The sequence below is a fragment of the Pseudonocardia benzenivorans CB1190 genome (assembly GCF_000196675.2).
GTDB classification, from domain to species: domain Bacteria; phylum Actinomycetota; class Actinomycetes; order Mycobacteriales; family Pseudonocardiaceae; genus Pseudonocardia; species Pseudonocardia benzenivorans.
In genome coordinates this window covers 1,242,757-1,260,467 of sequence record NC_015312.1, presented here as the reverse complement: position 1 = coordinate 1,260,467, position 17,711 = coordinate 1,242,757, and the positions used below count along the sequence as shown (strand labels likewise).

Annotated in this window: 19 protein-coding genes and 1 other RNA gene; 6 read left to right on the top strand and 14 right to left on the bottom strand. The window is 73.5% G+C overall.

The features are described 5' to 3' along the window. Positions 1-31: 31 nt before the first annotated feature. The 10 genes from PSED_RS06070 to PSED_RS06025 form a co-directional block, all read right to left on the bottom strand. The gene (locus tag PSED_RS06070) at positions 32-1,408 is read right to left on the bottom strand and encodes an MFS transporter (RefSeq protein WP_013673374.1); all 1,377 of its coding nucleotides are present in this window, start codon (positions 1,406-1,408) and stop codon (positions 32-34) included. A 212-nt stretch (positions 1,409-1,620) separates the two neighbouring features. Then, positions 1,621-1,992, bottom strand: a transfer-messenger RNA (tmRNA) gene (gene ssrA, locus PSED_RS06065). Positions 1,993-2,085: 93 nt separating this feature from the next. Beyond that, a complete protein-coding gene (locus PSED_RS06060) occupies positions 2,086-2,991 on the bottom strand; it encodes an amidohydrolase family protein (protein WP_013673373.1) in 906 nt (301 codons plus the stop codon). Then, positions 2,988-3,473 carry an SsrA-binding protein SmpB gene (smpB, locus tag PSED_RS06055; RefSeq protein WP_013673372.1) on the bottom strand — a complete coding sequence of 162 codons (486 nt, stop codon included), beginning with the start codon at positions 3,471-3,473 and terminating at the stop codon, positions 2,988-2,990. The genes PSED_RS06060 and smpB overlap by 4 nt, the downstream gene beginning before the upstream one ends. 31 nt (positions 3,474-3,504) lie before the next feature. Further along, entirely contained in the window at positions 3,505-4,407 is a 903-nt protein-coding gene (gene ftsX / locus PSED_RS06050; RefSeq protein ID WP_013673371.1) for a permease-like cell division protein FtsX, read from the bottom strand. 38 nt (positions 4,408-4,445) lie between these two features. Next, on the bottom strand, positions 4,446-5,135 hold the full coding sequence (gene ftsE, locus PSED_RS06045) for a cell division ATP-binding protein FtsE (protein ID WP_041760555.1): 690 nt from the start codon (positions 5,133-5,135) through the stop codon (positions 4,446-4,448). 168 nt (positions 5,136-5,303) lie between these two features. Next, positions 5,304-6,413: a peptide chain release factor 2 gene (prfB, locus tag PSED_RS06040; RefSeq protein ID WP_013673369.1), complete on the bottom strand. Its 1,110-nt coding sequence runs from the start codon at positions 6,411-6,413 to the stop codon at positions 5,304-5,306. 32 nt (positions 6,414-6,445) lie between these two features. Next, entirely contained in the window at positions 6,446-6,955 is a 510-nt protein-coding gene (locus PSED_RS06035) for a PadR family transcriptional regulator (RefSeq protein ID WP_013673368.1), read from the bottom strand. A gap of 82 nt (positions 6,956-7,037) precedes the next feature. Next, on the bottom strand, positions 7,038-8,051 hold the full coding sequence (locus PSED_RS06030; RefSeq protein WP_013673367.1) for an acyl-CoA dehydrogenase family protein: 1,014 nt from the start codon (positions 8,049-8,051) through the stop codon (positions 7,038-7,040). A gap of 8 nt (positions 8,052-8,059) precedes the next feature. After that, positions 8,060-9,241 carry an acyl-CoA dehydrogenase family protein gene (locus tag PSED_RS06025; RefSeq protein ID WP_013673366.1) on the bottom strand — a complete coding sequence of 394 codons (1,182 nt, stop codon included), beginning with the start codon at positions 9,239-9,241 and terminating at the stop codon, positions 8,060-8,062. Positions 9,242-9,356: 115 nt separating this feature from the next. On the opposite strand from PSED_RS06025, the gene PSED_RS06020 reads away from it, so the two are divergent. Continuing rightward, the gene (locus tag PSED_RS06020) at positions 9,357-9,602 is read left to right on the top strand and encodes a hypothetical protein (protein ID WP_013673365.1); all 246 of its coding nucleotides are present in this window, start codon (positions 9,357-9,359) and stop codon (positions 9,600-9,602) included. Between the two features lie 6 nt (positions 9,603-9,608). Then, the gene (locus tag PSED_RS06015) at positions 9,609-10,001 is read left to right on the top strand and encodes a hypothetical protein (protein WP_013673364.1); all 393 of its coding nucleotides are present in this window, start codon (positions 9,609-9,611) and stop codon (positions 9,999-10,001) included. Between the two features lie 10 nt (positions 10,002-10,011). Here PSED_RS06015 and PSED_RS06010 read toward each other — a convergent pair whose 3' ends face one another. The 4 genes from PSED_RS06010 to soxR all read right to left on the bottom strand — a co-directional run bounded on the left by PSED_RS06010 (position 10,012) and on the right by soxR (position 12,500). Further along, positions 10,012-10,749, bottom strand: coding sequence for a tyrosine-protein phosphatase (locus tag PSED_RS06010; RefSeq protein ID WP_013673363.1), 738 nt, complete (start codon positions 10,747-10,749; stop codon positions 10,012-10,014). Between the two features lie 19 nt (positions 10,750-10,768). Beyond that, complete coding sequence (locus PSED_RS06005) at positions 10,769-11,527, bottom strand: hypothetical protein (RefSeq protein WP_132975270.1); 759 nt, start codon at positions 11,525-11,527, stop codon at positions 10,769-10,771. A 93-nt stretch (positions 11,528-11,620) separates the two neighbouring features. Beyond that, a complete protein-coding gene (locus tag PSED_RS06000; RefSeq protein WP_013673361.1) occupies positions 11,621-11,944 on the bottom strand; it encodes an NIPSNAP family protein in 324 nt (107 codons plus the stop codon). Positions 11,945-12,029: 85 nt separating this feature from the next. Continuing rightward, complete coding sequence (soxR, locus tag PSED_RS05995) at positions 12,030-12,500, bottom strand: redox-sensitive transcriptional activator SoxR (RefSeq protein ID WP_013673360.1); 471 nt, start codon at positions 12,498-12,500, stop codon at positions 12,030-12,032. A gap of 53 nt (positions 12,501-12,553) precedes the next feature. Between soxR and PSED_RS05990 the strand changes: the two genes are divergently transcribed. The 4 genes from PSED_RS05990 to PSED_RS05975 all read left to right on the top strand — a co-directional run bounded on the left by PSED_RS05990 (position 12,554) and on the right by PSED_RS05975 (position 17,709). Further along, positions 12,554-13,255 (top strand): SDR family NAD(P)-dependent oxidoreductase, encoded by a 702-nt coding sequence (locus PSED_RS05990; RefSeq protein ID WP_013673359.1) that lies wholly within the window; start codon positions 12,554-12,556, stop codon positions 13,253-13,255. Continuing rightward, on the top strand, positions 13,252-14,319 hold the full coding sequence (locus tag PSED_RS05985) for an S-adenosylmethionine:tRNA ribosyltransferase-isomerase (protein WP_013673358.1): 1,068 nt from the start codon (positions 13,252-13,254) through the stop codon (positions 14,317-14,319). Before PSED_RS05990 ends, PSED_RS05985 begins: the two co-directional genes overlap by 4 nt. 574 nt (positions 14,320-14,893) lie before the next feature. Beyond that, positions 14,894-15,547 (top strand): transglycosylase SLT domain-containing protein, encoded by a 654-nt coding sequence (locus tag PSED_RS05980; RefSeq protein ID WP_086002797.1) that lies wholly within the window; start codon positions 14,894-14,896, stop codon positions 15,545-15,547. Positions 15,548-15,684: 137 nt separating this feature from the next. Further along, entirely contained in the window at positions 15,685-17,709 is a 2,025-nt protein-coding gene (locus PSED_RS05975; protein ID WP_049803318.1) for an acyltransferase family protein, read from the top strand. Positions 17,710-17,711: the final 2 nt, after the last annotated feature.

The window sequence follows — 17,711 nt, the reverse complement described above, 5'->3', positions numbered from 1 at the left end:
GGTCGCCATGGCGACCACCGCCACTCACGGGTCAGCGACTGCGGGCCCCTCGGGAACCTGACGGCCGTGGGGCCGCATCGGAACCTCGCAGGGCTGCGGCGGAACCCCGCGGGGCTGGGGCGGAGCCCCGCGGGGCCGCTCCGGTCGGCCCCGCCTCGGCGGCGACGACGTCGGGGATCGCGTCGTCGGCAGGAGCGGACCCGCCCGCAGGCCGGGTCTCGGGCGCACGCGCCCACAGCGCGAACGCGACGACGGACACCGCGCCCGTGACCCCGAACGCCCAGCCGTAGCCGACCTGCTCGGCGACCGCGCCCGCCACCAGGGGGCCCGCGATCGCCCCGAGGTCGCCGGCCATCTGGAAGCCCGCGAGGACGGTGCCGCCCCGGGCCCGCACCCCGATGACGTCGGCCACGGCCGCGGTCATCGCGGGGTTGACCAGCCCACTGCCCACGCCGCACACCAGCGAGATCGCCAGGAACAGCGGCAGCGACCCGGCGAGGCCGAGCGCGGCCGTCCCGATCGCCGAGACCACCAGCCCGGCGATCACGGGCGGCTTGCGCCCGGCCCGGTCGGCCCAGCGTCCGGACAGCAGCAGCGTCGCGGCGTTGCCGACGGCGAACACCGCCAGCGCGTAGCCCGCCCAGGCGTCGCCCTCGCGCAGCACCTCCACGACGAACAGCGGCACCATCGCGACGCGCACGCCGAAGACGGCCCATCCGTTGGCGAAGCTCGACGCGAGCGCCGCGCGGTAGGTGGGATGCCGCATCGCCTGGCCGAAGGTGGCGCTCGGCTCCGCGTCGGGGTCGGACGAGACCGGCGCGCCGGTGCGCCCGCGCAGCATCACGCCGGTGAGCAGCAGCGCGATGACGACGGCTGCCGCGTAGACGAGGAACGGGACCCGCAGGCCGAACCCGATCAGCAGCCCACCCAGCAGCGGTCCCGCGATGTTGCCGAGCAGGAAGCCCGTCGCCCACGCCCCCGAGGCCCGGCCCCGGGCGGCCGGCGGCGCCAGCCTGACCAGGAGTGAGATGGCCGAGACGGTGAACATCGTCGAGCCGATACCGCCGAACGCCCGGAAGAACAGCAGCTGCGGGTAGTTCGCGGCGAACGCGCAGAGCAGGCTCGAGACCGCGGAGATCGTCAGACCCGTGACGTAGACGCGCAGCTCGCCGAACCGCGACACCAGGCGGCCCGCGACGGGCGCGAAGCCGAGCCGGAACACCGCGAACAGGCTGATGACCAGGGAGACGGCCGTGACGCCGACGTCGAAGCTGCGGGCGAAGGCCGGCAGGGCGGGCGCGACGAGACCGAAGCCGATCGCGATCACGAAGGCCGCCGCGACGAGGACCCGGATCTCCGACGGCAGGCGGGCCGTCGTCGCCGCCCCGCCACCGGACCTGCCCCGCATGCGCACCTGATCCCTCTCGTCCACTTCGTGAGCAAGGCTAATCGACGTCGCGGTCACCCGGTACGACGGGGACGTCCGGATCGGCCCCGCCGTCGGTGCCGACCGGCGTCCGCGGGCAGGGCACCAGGAGAGACAACACCAGGACAAACGACACCCGGAGAACGACACCGGGGCCGCTCCGCTCGGCGAGCGGTGCGGCCCCGGTGGGTGGGGTGTGGAGGTGCCGGGAATCGAACCCGGGTCCTCCGTTGCTTCACGAGGGCTTCTCCGTGCGCAGTTCGCTACGCCTCTACTCGGATCCTTCGGTCACGCGAACAAGCCGAAGTGACGATCCCAGTCGCTGTGAGATGTCCCGTGCGCGCCCGCGACCGGCCCGCACGGTAATCCCTCTGAATGATGCCGGGGTCCGGGGCGAGGGAGCCCCCGGTCCGACAGCCACGCTCCTCGCTCAGGCGGCGAGGGCGTAGGCGCGCTGACTCTTGTCGGCGCTTGATTTTTTGCGACGGGTGGTTTGCGAGATCATCGTCGCCTTCCTCGGCACGCTTCACCTCGATCGACATCCGGAGTCGAAACCGTTCACCCCCTTGCTGCCCGCCCACGCGGACGGACACGACATCTTAACGCGCCGGCCGCGTCGGATCATCCCGGTTTCCCCGGGCGTCGCGGTCTCACACGTGTCACACCCCGAGCAGCGCCGCCGGCGCGTCGTGCAGGACGGACCGCAGGAACGGGACGCCGAGGCGGTCGTCGGCCGCGGCCCAGCCGGCGATCGCGGCGAGCTGCACGTGGTAGGCGTACGGGATGTTGGGGAAGTCGGTCCCCAGCACGACACGGTCGGCGACGCCCGCGAGCCGGGCCGGCCAGTCGTCGGGCAGCGGGGCGATCTCCGCGGTGAACGGGACACCCACGACGGTCGTGTCGAGGTGCACCCCGGCGAAGCGGTCGACGAGGTCGAGCGCCGCGCCGAACTCGGGCATCCCCGCGTGCGCCAGCACCACCCGCAGCCGCGGGTGCGCGGCCAGCACCTCGGCGAACACGTCGAGACCCGTATGGTCGCCGGGGACGGGCCCGTGCCCGCAGTGCACCATCGCCGGGACGCCGGCCTCGGCCAGCAGCCCCCACGCCGGTGCGAGCAGCGGGTCCCGCGGGTCGTACGCGCCGACCTGCACGTGCACCTTGACCAGCCGCGCCCCGGCCTCGACCGCCGCACCCAGATAGTCGACGACGTCGGGCTCCGGGTACATCGTCGCCGTCGGGACGGCGCCGGGCGTGGTGGTGGCGAAGTCGAGTGCCCACTTCGTCAGCCATGCGGCCATGTCGGGCTTGTGCGGGTAGACCAGGGGCGCGAACCGCCGTACGCCCAGGCCGCGCAGGATCGCGAGCCGCTCGTCCTCGGGCAGCTGGTAGTGGATCGGCCACGGCCTGCCGTAGTACTCCTCGCCGCGGGCGAAGTGCGCCCACACCTTGGTCATGACGCGCTCGGGCAGGAAGTGGGTGTGCGCGTCCACGAGGCCGGGCAGGCCCAGGTCGGCGACGAACCGTGTGACGTCCGCGTCGTCGGCCGGCGGCGCGGGAACCGTCACCGCATCTCCCGCGCGCGCCCCTTCGCGGCGCGCCCGAACTCGCGGCGGACCTCGCGTTCGGCGTCGCGCTTGGCGAGGTCCTGGCGCTTGTCGTAGGACTTCTTGCCCTTGGCCAGCGCGACCTCGCACTTGACCTTGCCCTCGTTGAAGTACAGCGACAGCGGCACCAACGTGAGCCCGCCCTCGCGGGTCTTGCCGACGAGCCGCTCGATCTCGGCCCTGTGCAGCAGCAGCTTGCGGGTGCGGCGCGGCTCGTGGTTGGTCCAGCTGCCGTGGGTGTACTCGGGGATGTGCAGCCCGCGGAGCCAGACCTCGCCGTCGTCGATCGTCGCGAAGGCGTCGGCCAGCGAGGCACGGCCCAGCCGCAGGCTCTTGACCTCGGTGCCCAGCAACGCGACACCCGCCTCGTAGGTGTCGAGGATGCTGTAGTCGTGACGCGCGCGGCGGTTCTGCGCGATCACCTTGCGGCCTTTCTCCTTCACCCGACCAGCCTACGCGGCCGCGGAACCGGTTTCAGACCTTGACGTACAGCCGCAGCGTCACGTACCCGGTGACGCCCGCGATCGCGGCACCGATCGGCAGCAGCCAGATCGAGGTCTCCAGCACGTCGTAGATCGTGATCGGCGGGATGACGCCGTTCTGCGCGATGCCGGCCAGCAGGTCGTCGATGAACGCGAACTTGGCGACGACGAGCCCCACCCCCGCCAGGACGGCGCCGACCACGCCGGTGAGGACCGCCTCGATGAGGAACGGCAGCTGGGTGTACCAGCGGGTCGCGCCGACGAGGCGCATGACCCCGACCTCGACCCGGCGGGTGTACGCCGACACCTGCACGGTGTTGGAGATCAGCAGCAGCGCGGCGACGGCCTGCACGAGCGCGAGCGCGAACGTCACGTTGCGGACGCCGCCGAGGAAGTCGAACAGCTTCCCCACGACGTCGCGCTGGTCGATGATCGTCCGGACCCCGACCTGGCCGTTCATGGCCTGCCGGACGGCGTCCGCGCCGGTCTGCTGGTCGGCGAGCTTGACGCGCAGCGTGGCGGGCAGCGACTGCGGGCGGGCAACGTCGGCGATCGACTGGCCGGCGAACAGCTGCTGGAAGCGGGTGTAGGCCTCCTGCTGGCTCTCGAACGTCACCGACTCGACGAGCGGCGAGTTCTCCAGCGTCTTCTTCAGGCCCGAGCAGATCGGCTGGCTGCAGTCCTGGTCGGCGGCCGAGACGTCCTGGGTGAGCGCGACCTGGATCTCGAGGCGGTCGGCGTAGAGCGACTCCGTGGAGTCGATCGTGCGCACCGCCAGCATGCCGGTGCCCAGCAGGGCCAGCGAGATCGCGGTGGTCAGCACCATCGCGACGGTCATCGTGACGTTGCGCCGCAGGCCGGTGGCGACCTCCCGGCGGACGAAGTCGGATCTCACGCCGCCTCCGCGGGAACAGGTACGTCGACGGAGCGCATCTAGCGGCCGACCCCGTACACGCCGCGCGACTCGTCGCGCACGACCTGGCCGAGGTCGAGCTCGACGACGCGACGGCGCATGGAGTCGACGATCGAGTGGTCGTGGGTGGCCATGACGACGGTCGTGCCCGTCCGGTTGATCCGCTCCAGCAGCAGCATGATGTCCTGGCTGGTGTCGGGGTCGAGGTTGCCGGTCGGCTCGTCGGCGAGCAGGACCAGCGGCCGGTTGACGAACGCCCTGGCGATCGCGACGCGCTGCTGCTCGCCGCCGGACAGCTCGTGGGGCATCCGGTCGGCCTTGCCCTCGAGCCCGACCAGCTCGAGCACCTCGGGGACGACGCGGGCGATCGTGGCCTGCGGCTTGCCGATGACCTCGAGCGCGAACGCGACGTTGCCGCCGACGGTCCGGTTGGGCAGCAGGCGGAAGTCCTGGAACACGACGCCGATGCGCTGGCGCAGCCGCGGCACGCGCCTGCGCGGGAGCTTGGCGACGTCGAGGTCGGCGACGGTGATCCGGCCCCGGGTGGGGACGTCCTCGCGCAGCAGCAGCCGCAGGAACGTCGACTTCCCCGAGCCGGACGGCCCGATCAGGAAGACGAACTCGCCCTTGTCGACCGACACCGAGACGCGGTCCAGCGCGGGGCGCGTCGACGTCTTGTACATCTTGGTGACGCGTTCCAGGCGGATCACGGTCGGGACGGTACCGGGCGCGGCCCCCGCAACCCGCGTTCGACCCGCCCCCTCGGCGCGGCGTGGCGACCGCTCGCGGATCCCGCCCCGGCCGTCACCGAGAGTGAGCGGCAGCGAGGAGCCCTCGTGCGTGGCGACGGTCGCCATGGCGACCATCGCCGCTCACGGTCAGTTCGTCTCGGCCTGCTGCTGGCGCCGCCACCGGATACCGGCCTCGATGAAGCCGTCGATGTCGCCGTCGAGCACCGCGCCCGGGTTGCCGACCTCGAAGTCGGTCCGCAGGTCCTTGACCATCTGGTACGGGTGCAGGACGTAGGAGCGCATCTGGTTGCCCCACGACGAGCCCGTGTCCTTGAGCGAGTCCATGAGGGCCCGCTCCTCCTGGCGCTTGCGCTCGAGCAGCTTGGCCTGCAGGACGACCATCGCCGTCGCCTTGTTCTGGATCTGGCTGCGCTCGTTCTGGCAGGAGACGACGATCCCCGTCGGGATGTGGGTCAGCCGGACCGCGGAGTCGGTCGTGTTGACGCCCTGGCCACCCGGCCCCGACGAGCGGTAGACGTCGACGCGCAGGTCCTTCTCGTCGATGTCGATGTGGTCGGTCGACTCGACGACGGGCGCGACCTCGACGCCGGCGAACGACGTCTGGCGGCGGCCCTGGTTGTCGAACGGCGAGATGCGCACGAGCCGGTGCGTGCCCTGCTCGACCGAGAGCGTCCCGTAGGCGTAGGGCGCGTGGACCTGGAACGTCGCCGACTTGATGCCGGCCTCCTCCGCGTAGGAGGTGTCGTAGACGTCGACGCCGTAGCCGTGCCGCTCGGCCCAGCGCAGGTACATGCGCATGAGCATCTCGGCGAAGTCGGCGGCGTCGACGCCACCCGCCTCGGAACGGATCGTCACCAGCGCCTCGCGCTCGTCGTACTCCCCCGACAGCAGCGTCCGCACCTCGAGGGACTCGATCTCCGCGCGCAGCGCGACGCGGTCGCGGTCGGCGTCGGCGATCGCGGACTCGTCGCCCTCGTCCTCGGCCAGCTCGTAGAGCACCGGCAGGTCGTCGAGCCGGCGGCGCAGGTCCTCGACGCGGCGCAGCTCGCCGTTGGCGTGGGCGAGGCGGCTGGTGACCTTCTGCGCGGTCTCCGTGTCGTTCCAGAGATCGGGCTGACCCGCCTGCTCCTCGAGGTCGGCGATCTCGACGCGCAGCGCGGGCAGGTCGACGACCGCCTCGATGTTCTCGAGGGTTCCGGCCAGGTCCTTGAGGTCGGCTGCGACGTCGGGGTTCACGACAGACGAGGGTACGCGGTACGCGCCGCCCGCTACTCGGTCGGGATCGCGTCCAGCAGCTTGACCATGGCCCGGATGTGGGCGACGGCGAAGTCGGCGACGGCCTTCTCGTAGGGGTCGGTCTCGGTGCGCGCCGCGGACCGGGCGCCGTCGAGCCGGACGGCGTAGGCGACCCGTGCGGTCCGCACGAGCTCGGTGCGCTGGCGGACCGTCAGCGACCGCGAGTGCAGCAGCCGCAGGACGAGCGGGCTGCGCAGCGAGTCGGCGCCGCCGCCCGCCATCAGCCAGGTCTTGAACGCGCGCCGGCCCGGCTGCGTGATGACGTACTGCTGCGAGGCACGCGGGCCCTGCTTGCCCGGCTTGAGCAGGCCGGCCTCGGTGAGGGCGGGCAGCTCCCGGTAGACCTGGCTGCGCGTCACCGAGAAGAAGGCGCCGAACCGGTCCGCGGCGGCCGCGACGAGCTGACCGCCGGTCATCGGCCCGCTGTGCAGAAGTCCGAGCAGCGCGGCGGCGGTCGCGTTCACAGTCGTGGGCCCCGGCATGTCCCTACGGTCCCACGCCGGGCCGAGGTCCGCATCCACAGCGGACGGACCCCGGCCCGGCGCAGGTCCCTCTCGCGACGGTTCAGCCGATGGTCAGCTCCGCGATCCGCGCGCGCTGGGCGTCGGCGTCGCCGAACTGGCCGGCGAGCCGCTTCGCCCGCTTGTAGAACAGGTGCGCCTCGTGCTCCCAGGTGTAGCCGATGCCGCCGTGGTACTGGATCATCGCCGCGGTCGCGGCCAGCGCGGCGTCGGACGCCTTCGCCTTGGCCACGGCCACCGCGAGATCGGCCCCCTCGGCACCGGTGTCGACGGTGTGCGCGGCGTAGAGCACGGCGTGCTCGGCCATCGTCACGCCGACGTGCAGGTCGGCCAGCGCGTGCTTGATCGCCTGGAACGAGCCGACGGGCACGCCGAACTGCTCGCGCTCGCGGTCGTAGGCGACGGTCCGGGTGATCGCCTCGCGGGCGACACCGGCCAGATCGGACGCGACGAGGACGGTCGCCCGGGCGGTGAGATCCGCGACCGTCGCGGCGCCGGCACCGGGGAGAGCCTCCCCCGGGCCGTCGACGGTGACGGTCGCGAGCCGCGTGGTGCCGTCGTAGGAGCCGACCGGCTCGGCCGTGAACGCGCCGCGCTCGACGAGGACGAGCCCGTCGCCGTCACGGACGACGATCACGTCGGCGACCGCCGCGTACTCGACGGCGGTCCGGCCGGCGCGCAGCGAGAAGGCGCCCACGGCCGCGCCCGACGCGAGCCTCGGCAGCCACGCCGCCTGCTGCTCGGGCGACCCCGCGAGCCGGATCGCCTCGGCCGCGAGGACGGTCCCGCGCCACGGCCCGGGTGCGACGCCCGCGCCCAGTGCCCGTGCGATGACCTGGGCCTCGACGAGGCCGAGCCCGAGGCCGTCGTGCTCCTCGGGGACGGTGACGGCGAGCCAGCCCTGCTCGCCCGCGGCCTTCCACAGGGCGGCGGGGTGTCCGTCGCCCGCGGCGTCCTCGACGACGCCGCGCACGGCCTCGAGGTCGAACCGCTCGGCGAGGTACGTCGTGACCGCGGTGCCGAACTCGCGCTGGTCGTCGGTGAGTGCGAAGAACATCGTCCCCCCTACCGCGGCAGACCGAGCACGCGCTCGGCGGTGATCGTGCGCTGGACCTGCGAGGAACCGCCCCAGATCGTCACCGACCGCGACCACATCGACTGCGCGTGCAGCGGTCGCAGGTCGAGGTCGCCCCCGGGGGTCGACAGCGCGTCGAGGGTCGCGTCCTCGCCGAGGATGTCGTCGTAGACCTCCCAGAGGTCCTGGAACGTCTCCGACCACTGCAGCTTGGTCATCGACGCCTCGAACCCGAGGTCACGGCCCTGCTCGACCTGGGTGAGGACGTGCATGGCGTGCAGCCGCAGGCACTCCAGCTCGGTGAGGACCCTGGCGAGCCTGCCGCGGACCACCGGGTCGGTGTCGCGCCCGAGCCGGCGCGCGACCTCGACGATCTCGTCGTACTGCCGTCGGAACTCGGTGTACTGCCCGATCCCGGACGCGCCGCGCTCGAACGACAGCAGCAGCATCGCGGTGCGCCAGCCGTCGCCGATCTCGCCGAGGACGTCGGAGGCGGGGACGCGGGCGTCGTCGAAGAAGACCTCGCCGAACTCGCTGGCCCCGCTCATCTGCTTGAGCGGGCGGGCGTCGACGCCGTCCTGGTGCATGTCGATGAGCAGCATCGAGATCCCGCGGTGGCGCTGCGACCCCGGCTCGGTGCGGACGAGGGTGAAGATCTTGTCGCCGTGGACGGCGTTGGTGGTCCAGACCTTCTGCCCGTTGACCACGAAGTCGTCGCCGTCGCGGACGCCCCTGGTCGACAGCGCGGCGAGGTCGGACCCGGCACCGGGCTCGGAGAAGCCCTGGCACCAGATGACCTCGTTGCGCAGCAGCGGCCCGACGATCTCCTTCTTCTGGGCGTCGGTACCGATGGCCATCACCGTCGGGGCGAGGAACGCCAGACCCAGCGGGTTGACGGTGCGCGGCGCGTGGGCGCGGACCGTCTCCTCGTCGTAGATCGCCTTCATGCCCGGGGTGCCGCCGCGCCCGCCGAACTCGGTGGGCCACTCGATGCCGGCGAACCCGGCGAGCGCCTTGTCGCGCTCCCAGTCGCGACGGACCCGGAAGCTCTCGTCGTCGCCGAGCGACTCCCAGAAACCGGGCCGGGTCCACTCGTCGGGGATGTGGGCCGCGAGCCAGGCCCGCAGCTCGCGGCGGAAGTCCTCCTCCGCCGCCGTGTACGTCAGGTCCATGCGGCCTCCTCGCGCGGTCCGTCCGGGCTCGCCGCCAGCTTGGCATACTCGCGAGTAACTTTCTCCCCCCGGGCGATCCGCGCCGGATCGGGTATGCACCCGGTAGCCTGCGAGTATGCGCAGTGAACGGGTGACGGTGACGCTGCCGGCGGAGCTGGTGGCCGTGGCACGGGACGCGGTCCGCCTCGGTCACTCGGCCAGCCTGTCGGCGTATGTCGCGGAGGCGGTGGCGGCGCGACAGTCGCGCGACCGGTCCCTGGCGACGCTGGCCGACCTCTACGGCGGGCCCCCGCCGCCCGACGAGCTCGACGCGGCGCGGCGGTCGCTGCGCCTCGTCCCGCCGCCGGCGACCGTCGGCTGACACGCGGTGATCGGCGGAAGGATTCTCGACGCGTCGGCGCTGGCGGCGTTCGCCACCGGTCGCCCGGTGTACGTGCGGGCACTGGTCTGGGCGGCCGTCGAGGCGAACATCGTGCTGGCCATCCCCAGCGCCGCGCTCGGTCGGGCCTGGTCGCTGGTCGGCCCCGAACATCATGCGGCGCTGCAGGTCCTGCTCGGCCTGCCCAACACCGTGATCGACGAGCTCAGCCCCGCCATGGCCCAGGAGTCCGGCCTGCTCATGGCCGCCTCGGGGCAGGACGATCTCGTCACCGGCCAGGTCGTCGCCGCGTCCCGGCGCCGGGGCTGGCCCGCCGTCACGGGCGAGCCGGCCGCGCTCCGCAAGATGGACGAGGGCGTCCGGATCGAGGAGCTTCCCTGACCCTGTGCACTCACGAGGCCGTGAGGCGCTCCCGGAGCCGCGCGATCGCGTCGTCGTCCAGACCGTTCGCGCGCAGCCAGCCCGCGGCGCCGCCGTGCTCGCGGGCGAGGGTCTCCAGGACGGCCGCCATCACCTCCGCGCGCGGCAGGTGCGGCGTCAGGTCCGCGGGCATCTCGCCGCCCTCGATCGTCGTCCAGCGCCGGAACAGCGCCTCGACGCGGGTGGCCGAGAGGGCGTAGTCGTCGACGATCGCCTCGTGCTCGACGCCGACCGTGTCGAGCACGAGCGCGACGAGGACGCCCGTGCGGTCCTTGCCGGCCGCGCAGTGCACGAGCGCCGGACCGGCCTGCGGCGCCGCGAGCCGCCGCACGGCCTCCACGACGTTGTCCGGGCGGTCGGCCAGATAGCCGAGGTAGTTGCGCAGCAACGGGTCGGTGTCGTCGCCGGTCTCGGGCAGGGCCCGGCCCTCCTCCGGGATGAAGCTCAGCGCGACGGTCTCCACCCCCGCCGTGGCGACGGCCGTCGGGCCGTCGCGGTCGATCTCGCGGGTGGTCCGCAGGTCGAGCACGAGCGAGAGCCCGAACGTCTCGACGAGATGGCGCACGTCGGCCGGGGTCACGTAGTGCAGGGACGCGCTGCGCAGCAGCACCCCGGAGCGCGTCGTGCCGCCGCCGACGACGGGCAGCCCGCCGACGTCGCGCACATTGTCGAGTCCCTCGAGCTCCAGCCAGCGGTCGACTGCCGTCACCCCCGCACGGTAACCCGGCTCAGCCGACCAGCTTCTGGACTGCGCCCCGCGTCACCACCAGCGGGTCCGGCGGCCCCACCGGCGCCCCTTCCGGCGTGACGAACGTGAACACCATGACGACCTCGTCGCTGTGCACGGAGATGACCAGGATGTCGCTGCCCTCGGCGCCGATCCGCCAGCCCGTGGCCTCGCCGCCGCCGACGTCGGCCTTCAGGTCCTCCGCCGGCGTGACGACGACCGACCGGCCGCCGAGCGTGCCCTGGCCGCAGTCGAGCCCGCGGACGCCGGCGTCGAAAGCGGCCTGGGCGGTCGCGCGGTCCGCGTAGACCGACACGGCCTCCTGGACGCGGACCGCCCCGCCGGGTCGCTCGAACGCGACGCCCACGCGCACCGCGTCCGGGAACTGCGCGACGACGCCGGGCCCACCGCACACCGCGGGCGCCGACGGGTCGGGCCGGGGCTCGGCGGCCGAGACGAACCCGGGGCCGAGGTCGGCGTCGGTGAGTAGGAAGGGCCGCAGGCCGTCGGCGGCCACGGCCAGGTTGCGGGCACCCGGGATGCCGCTGGCCGCGGGGGGCGCCGTCGCGGTGGCGGCACCGGCCGGCACACCCAGCGGCGCCGTCTCGTGCGCGTCGGTCCAGGTGCCCGAGGACGTGCTCGACGACGCGGTCGGCGCCGGTGCGCCCGTGACGGTCGTCGAGCACGCCGAGAGCGCGACCAGTGCCGCGGCGGCCGTCGCCACGAGCGGGAGCAGTCCCCGGTTCCCCGTCCTGTGCATACCCGGCAGTGTTCGCCGCCGGCCCTGCAGGGTCAGGGGTGCCAGCATCCCGAAACGGGGGCCTGCCGGCCCTCCCCGCGGGTCCGCTCGAGGTCAGTCCGCGAACGGCGCCGGGTTCAGGACGCGACGGTGCAGCTTCGCGACGATCTGGCCGTCCTCCTCGCTGGCCGCCTTCGCCGCGACCCACTCGGGGTCGGTGAGGAACGCGCTCCACTTGGCGTCCATGTCGGCCAGCGAGTCGAACCGCATGACGTAGACCAGCTCGTTGTTGGAGTTGTCGCCCAGCGCGGTGAGCGACAGGAAGACGCAGTCCATGCCGTGCTTGGCGAAGATCCGCTTGGTGTGGTCGTTGAACCGTCGGACCAGCGCGGGCATCCGCCCCGGGACGGTCGTGTACTCGCGGATCTCGTAGATCATCGTCGCTCCTCGTCGGGGCCTCGTCGCCGCTGATCGCGCCGTGGTGATCGTAGGAAACCGAGGCGTCCCGGGGTGGCGACGACGGTCACACCTCGCGAGCCGCGGGGCGACGCAGCGCGGGCGGCAGCAGCTGCGCGCCGTCGCCCTGGACGGCGACCCTGTCCCCGGGGTTCCACAGCCGGCAGCGGGCGAGCGACAGGCAGCCGCAGCCGATGCAGGAGTCGAGCCCGTCGCGCAGCGCGACGAGCGCCTCGATCTGCTCGTCGAGCCGGCCGCGCCACGACCGCGAGAGCCGCGTCCAGTCCGCCTTGGTCGGCGTGCGGCCGGCGGGCAGCCGGTCGAGAGCGTCGCGGACCTCGTCGAGCCCGACCCCGACCGCGCGCGCCGCACGGATGAACGCGAGCCGGCGCAGCACGCCGCGCTCGTAGCGCCGCTGCCCTCCCGATGTGCGCGAGGCGCTGACCAGCCCCTCGCGCTCGTAGAAGCGCAGCGCGGAGTGCGGGAACCCGCTGCGTTCGACGACCTCGCCGATCGTGAGCAGGTCGTGGCTGTCCATCGATCCCCCCGGCCCCTTGACCTCAAGCTGACTTCAACTTCCATCGTAGGGGGATGACAACCACAGCGCTCGTCACCGGGGCCGCGCGCGGCTTCGGTCTCGCCCTCACCGCGGCCCTCGTGGCGCGCGGCGACACCGTCGTCGTCGACGGCCGCGACGCCGCGGCGCTCGCCGCCGCCACCGCGGACCTCCCCGGGCCCGGCACCGTCGTCGCCGTCCCCGGCGACCTCACCGACGCGGCACACCGCGGGGCGCTCCACGTCGCCGTCCGCCGGGCGGGTGGCCTCGACCTGCTCGTGCACAACGCCGGGACGCTCGGCCCCAGCCCGTTGCCGCGGCTGGCCGAGCTGGCGCCGCACGCGTTCGCCGATCTCTGGGAGACCAACGTCGCGGCACCGCTCGCGCTGACCCGCCTGCTGCTGCCGTTCCTGCGCACCGGACCGGCCGGGACGGTCGTGACGCTGAGCTCCGACGCCGCCGTCGAGGCCTATCCCGGCTGGGGTGGCTACGGCGCGACGAAGGCCGCGCTCGACCAGCTCGCCGCCGTCCTCGGCGCGGAGGAGCCCGGGCTGCGGGTCTACGCGTTCGACCCCGGCGACATGCGCACCGACATGCACCAGCGCGCGTTCCCCGGGGAGGACATCTCCGACCGGCCGGAACCGGCGACGGTCGTCCCGGCCCTGCTCGGGCTGCTGCGGCAGCGGCCGCCGAGCGGCCGGCACCGGGCGGCCGACCTGCTCGAGGCGACACGATGACCGTGTCGTTCGTGCTGCCCGACGGGCTCTCGGCCACCGCGCCGCCCGAGTCCCGGGGCGTACCGCGCGACGGGGTCCGGCTGCTCGTCGCCCGGGCCGGGCGACCGGTCCGGCACCGCCGGTTCCGCGACCTCGCCGCGTCCCTCGCGCCGGGCGACCTCGTCGTCGTCAACACCTCGACAACGGTGCCCGCGGCGGTCGCGGGCACCCGCGGCGACGGCCGCCCCGTCGTCCTGCACGTCAGCGGGCCGGTACCGGGGGCGCCCGACCGCTGGGTCGTCGAGCTGCGCACACCGGGCCGGGAACGCGTCCACGACGGCCGGCCCGGCGAGGTCGTGACGCTGCCCGCCGGGGCGCACGCCGTGCTGGTCGCCGCGCACCCCGATTTGGGTGCGACGACGAGCAGGCTCTGGCGCGCGATCGTGGAAACCGGGACGCCGGGACGCGGACTCGCGGACTGGCTGGAGCTGCACGGCAGGCCGATCACCTACCCGTACCTGGGGACGGTTCCGCCGATCGAGGCGTTCCGCACCGTGCTCGCCAGGCCCGTACGCGGGTTCGCGAGTGCCGAGATGCCCAGCGCCGGACGGCCGTTCACCGGCGCCGTGCTGGACCGGCTCGCGGCACGCGGCGTCGGAGTGGCGGAGCTCGTCCTGCACACGGGCGTCTCGTCACCGGAGGTGGGCGAGCCACCGCTGCCCGAGCGGTTCCGGGTACCCGCCCGCACCGCCGACGCCGTCAACCGGACCCGCGCCGTGGGCGGCCGCGTGGTCGCCGTCGGCACGACCGTCACCCGGGCCCTCGAGACCGTCGCGGACGAGGACGGCACCGTCCGCGCCGGCAGCGGCTGGACCGACCTCGTGCTGGGCCCGCACCGGCCGGCGCGGGTGACGACAGGGCTCGTCACCGGCTGGCACGAGCCGCAGGCCTCGCACCTGCTGCTGCTCGAGGCCGTCGCGGGTCGGGAGCTCGTGGCCGCGGCGTACGGGGCGGCGCTCGCCGAGGGCTACCTGTGGCACGAGTTCGGCGACAGCTGCCTGCTCCTGCCCCGCCACGGACGGTGAGCCGGCCGGCAGGACGGCTCCCGGGACGTGTCGCGCAGCCGGGGACGACCGGGACGTGACCGGCCACACCGGACCGCCGGCGCCGAACGGCTTCCGCGGTGATCATCCGGGACCGGGTCGTTGCTGCGGGAACGACCGCCGACCGTGTCCGGTGACCGCTCGTCGCCGGGTCGGCGCGACCGGCCGCCGCAGCGCCGACCGTCGAGCGGCGGGCGGTGAGCGCCGACAGGCACCGGATCTGCTTGTCTCCAGCCGTTCACCTTCCGTAATCTCCTGGCCGCAGTCACGATCCGATCACGAGCGACAACCGAGCCGGACTCCCCACCGGCTCCCGGGCCCCGAACCGGATGTCCGCGAGTGACGGCTGATCGCGGAAGGACAGGTCTTGGCAAGCCACCGCTCCCCAGGCGGCAGGCGTGTGCCAGTGGATTCGGCCCCGAACCGAGCCACGTCACGGCACCAGACTGCCCGTAGGCCGCTCGTCACCGAGCAGGCCCGGCGCAACGCTGCGCACACCACCGCCGCCCTCGGCGCGGCCGTGGGCGTGGTCACGACCGGCGCCTTCGCTCTCGTCATGCCCAGCACCACCGGCGTCCCGAGCATCGCCGACGCCGCCGAGATCCCGACGTCGCTGGCCGCCAACGCCGTCGCACTCCCGGTCGACCCCGCTCCGGCCCACAGGTCGTCGTCGACACTGGGCACGCTGTCCCCGGTCTCGTTCGTCGTCAACGCCGCGGACACGCAGACGCCGGCCGACTCGACCGACCCCGACATCGCCGCGCTCGACAAGGGCGGCAAGCTCGCCGACCAGCTCGCCGCGCTGCACGCGCAGGCCGCACAGGAGGCGGCCGAGAACGCGCGGATCGACCAGATCGTCGCCCAGGGCGGGCTCGACGGCTGGATCGCCGAGGCGCTGCGCATCATGGACATGCCGCAGTCCTACGCGCCGGGCATCAAGAAGATCATCATGGCCGAGTCCGGCGGCAACCCCCGCGCGATCAACAACTGGGACGCCAACGCCGCCCGCGGAACACCCTCCCAGGGCCTCATGCAGACGATCCCGTCGACCTTCCGCAAGTTCGTCGCGCCGAGCCTGGCCAACCGGCCGATCACCGACCCGGTCGCGAACATCACCGCGGGTGTCCGCTACATGATCGCGACCTACGGCGTCGACACGCTGGTGTCCGGCGGCCGCAGCAACCACCTCGGCCAGTACATCGGCTACTGACGGCTACGGGCCGCGCCGCCGCCGGACGTCCCGGCCGTCCCCGCACGGCCGCGGTGGCCGGCCGACGACGTGCCCGTAACGTCCCGGTGACACCTCCGTCGCCGCCCGTGATCTCCGGGATGCGAGAATTCCCCACGATGTCCGCGCTGCCCGCTCCCCCCGTCGTCGAGACCGGGACCGCGAGCACCCGCCGCTACCGGCCGGAGCTGCAGGGCCTGCGCGCCCTCGCCGTCGCGCTCGTCGTCGTCTACCACGTGTGGTTCGACCGGATCTCCGGCGGCGTCGACGTGTTCTTCCTGGTCTCGGGATTCCTGATCACCGGGCAGCTGCACCGCACGGCCGCCCGCGGGCCCATCGGGTTCACCCGCACCTGGGGGCGGCAGATCGCGCGGCTGCTGCCGGCGGCGGCGGTCGTCCTGGTCGCGACGGTCGTCGCGGGGCTCGTCGTCCTCCCGGAGGCCCGCTGGCTGCAGACGATCCGGGAGGTCGCCGCCTCGGCGTTCTTCCTGGAGAACTGGCGGCTGGCCGCGGACTCGGTCGACTACTCGGCCCAGCACCAGACCGCCAGCGTCGTGCAGCACTTCTGGTCGCTGTCGATCCAGGTGCAGTTCTACATCGTGTGGCCGCTGCTGGTCGGCGCGGTCGTGCTCGTCGCGGGACGCGCGCGCCTGGACCGCACCCTCACCCGGGTGCTCGCCGCGGTGCTCGTGGCGTCGCTGTCCTACTCCGTCTTCCTGACGATCAGCGACCAGCCACTCGCCTACTTCCACTCGCTGACGCGGGTGTGGGAGTTCGCACTGGGCGGGCTGCTCGCGCTGTGGATCGACCGCGTCGACCTGCCGCAGAAGCTGCGGGTGCTGCTCGGCTGGACCGGGGTCCTCGGACTCGTCGCGTGCGGCGCGGTGCTGCAGGTCGGGAGCGTCTTCCCCGGGTACGCGGCACTCTGGCCGACGGGCGCGGCCGCATTCGTCCTGCTGGCGGGCGCGACCGGGCACCCCCGCGGCGCCGACCGGTTCCTGTCCACGCGTCCGCTGCGCTACCTGGGCGACATCAGCTACTCGCTGTACCTGTGGCACTGGCCCGTGCTGCTGTACGTCCTCGTCCTCACCGACAGCGCCACCGCCGGGCTCGAGGGCGGCATGTTCGTGATCCTGCTGTCGCTCGTGCTGGCGGTACTGACCCATCATCTCGTCGAGGAACCCATGCGACGACGCAGCCGGTCACCCCTTCGGCAGTACCGGCTCGGCATGGTGGCGCTGGTCCTCGTGCTCGCGTCGGCGGGGGTGTGGCAGGCGGTCGCGCTGGTACGGGCCGACCACGGGGCCGCGATCGGTGACCCCCAGCACCCCGGCGCGATGGCCACCGTCGCGGGCTACGCCCATGTGGACTCCGGCAGCGTCGAGCCGCTGCCGCCCATGGTCTCCATCGCCGACGACTGGGCCCGCCAGGACGACGGCTGGACCTGCGGCCCCGACGCCGCCCACCCGCCGCTCGAGACGTGCACGCTCGCCACCGACGGCGAGCCGGCGCGGCGGGTCGTCGTCGTCGGCGACTCGCACGCGCAGCAGTACCTCGGCGCCCTGCAGCCGATCGCCCAGCGGCACAACTGGGAGATCGTCTCCATGCTGCGCGGCGCCTGCCCGTTCTCGACCACGTCGGACACCGAGCCCGGGAACACCGAGTGCCTCGACCGCAACGGCGCCGCGATCCAGGCGATCCTCGACATGCGTCCGGACGCCGTGTTCACCCTGGCCAGCCGCGACGTCCGGGCGGGCCGGACCGAGCAGACGCCGGCGGGATTCGTGGAGGCCTGGACGCGGCTGTCCGACGCGGGGATCCCGGTCCTGGCGGTGCGCGACAACCCGCGCTTCGACTTCCGCCCGCCCGACTGCGTGCAGGAGAAGGGCCGCGGCGCGCCGGAGTGCGGTGCCGAGCGCGACGCCTGGTACCCCGCGGTGCCGTCGTACGTCGCGGCCCCGAACGTCCCGCCCAACGTGCGTTTCCTCGACTTCAGCGACCTGCTGTGCACGCCCGACGGGCAGTGCCCGGCCGAGATCGGCAACGTGCTGGTCTACATGGACGACAACCACCTCACCGCCACGTTCACCGCGTCGATGGCGCCCGTCGTCGAGCAACGGATCGACGCCGCGCTGGGGTGGTGACG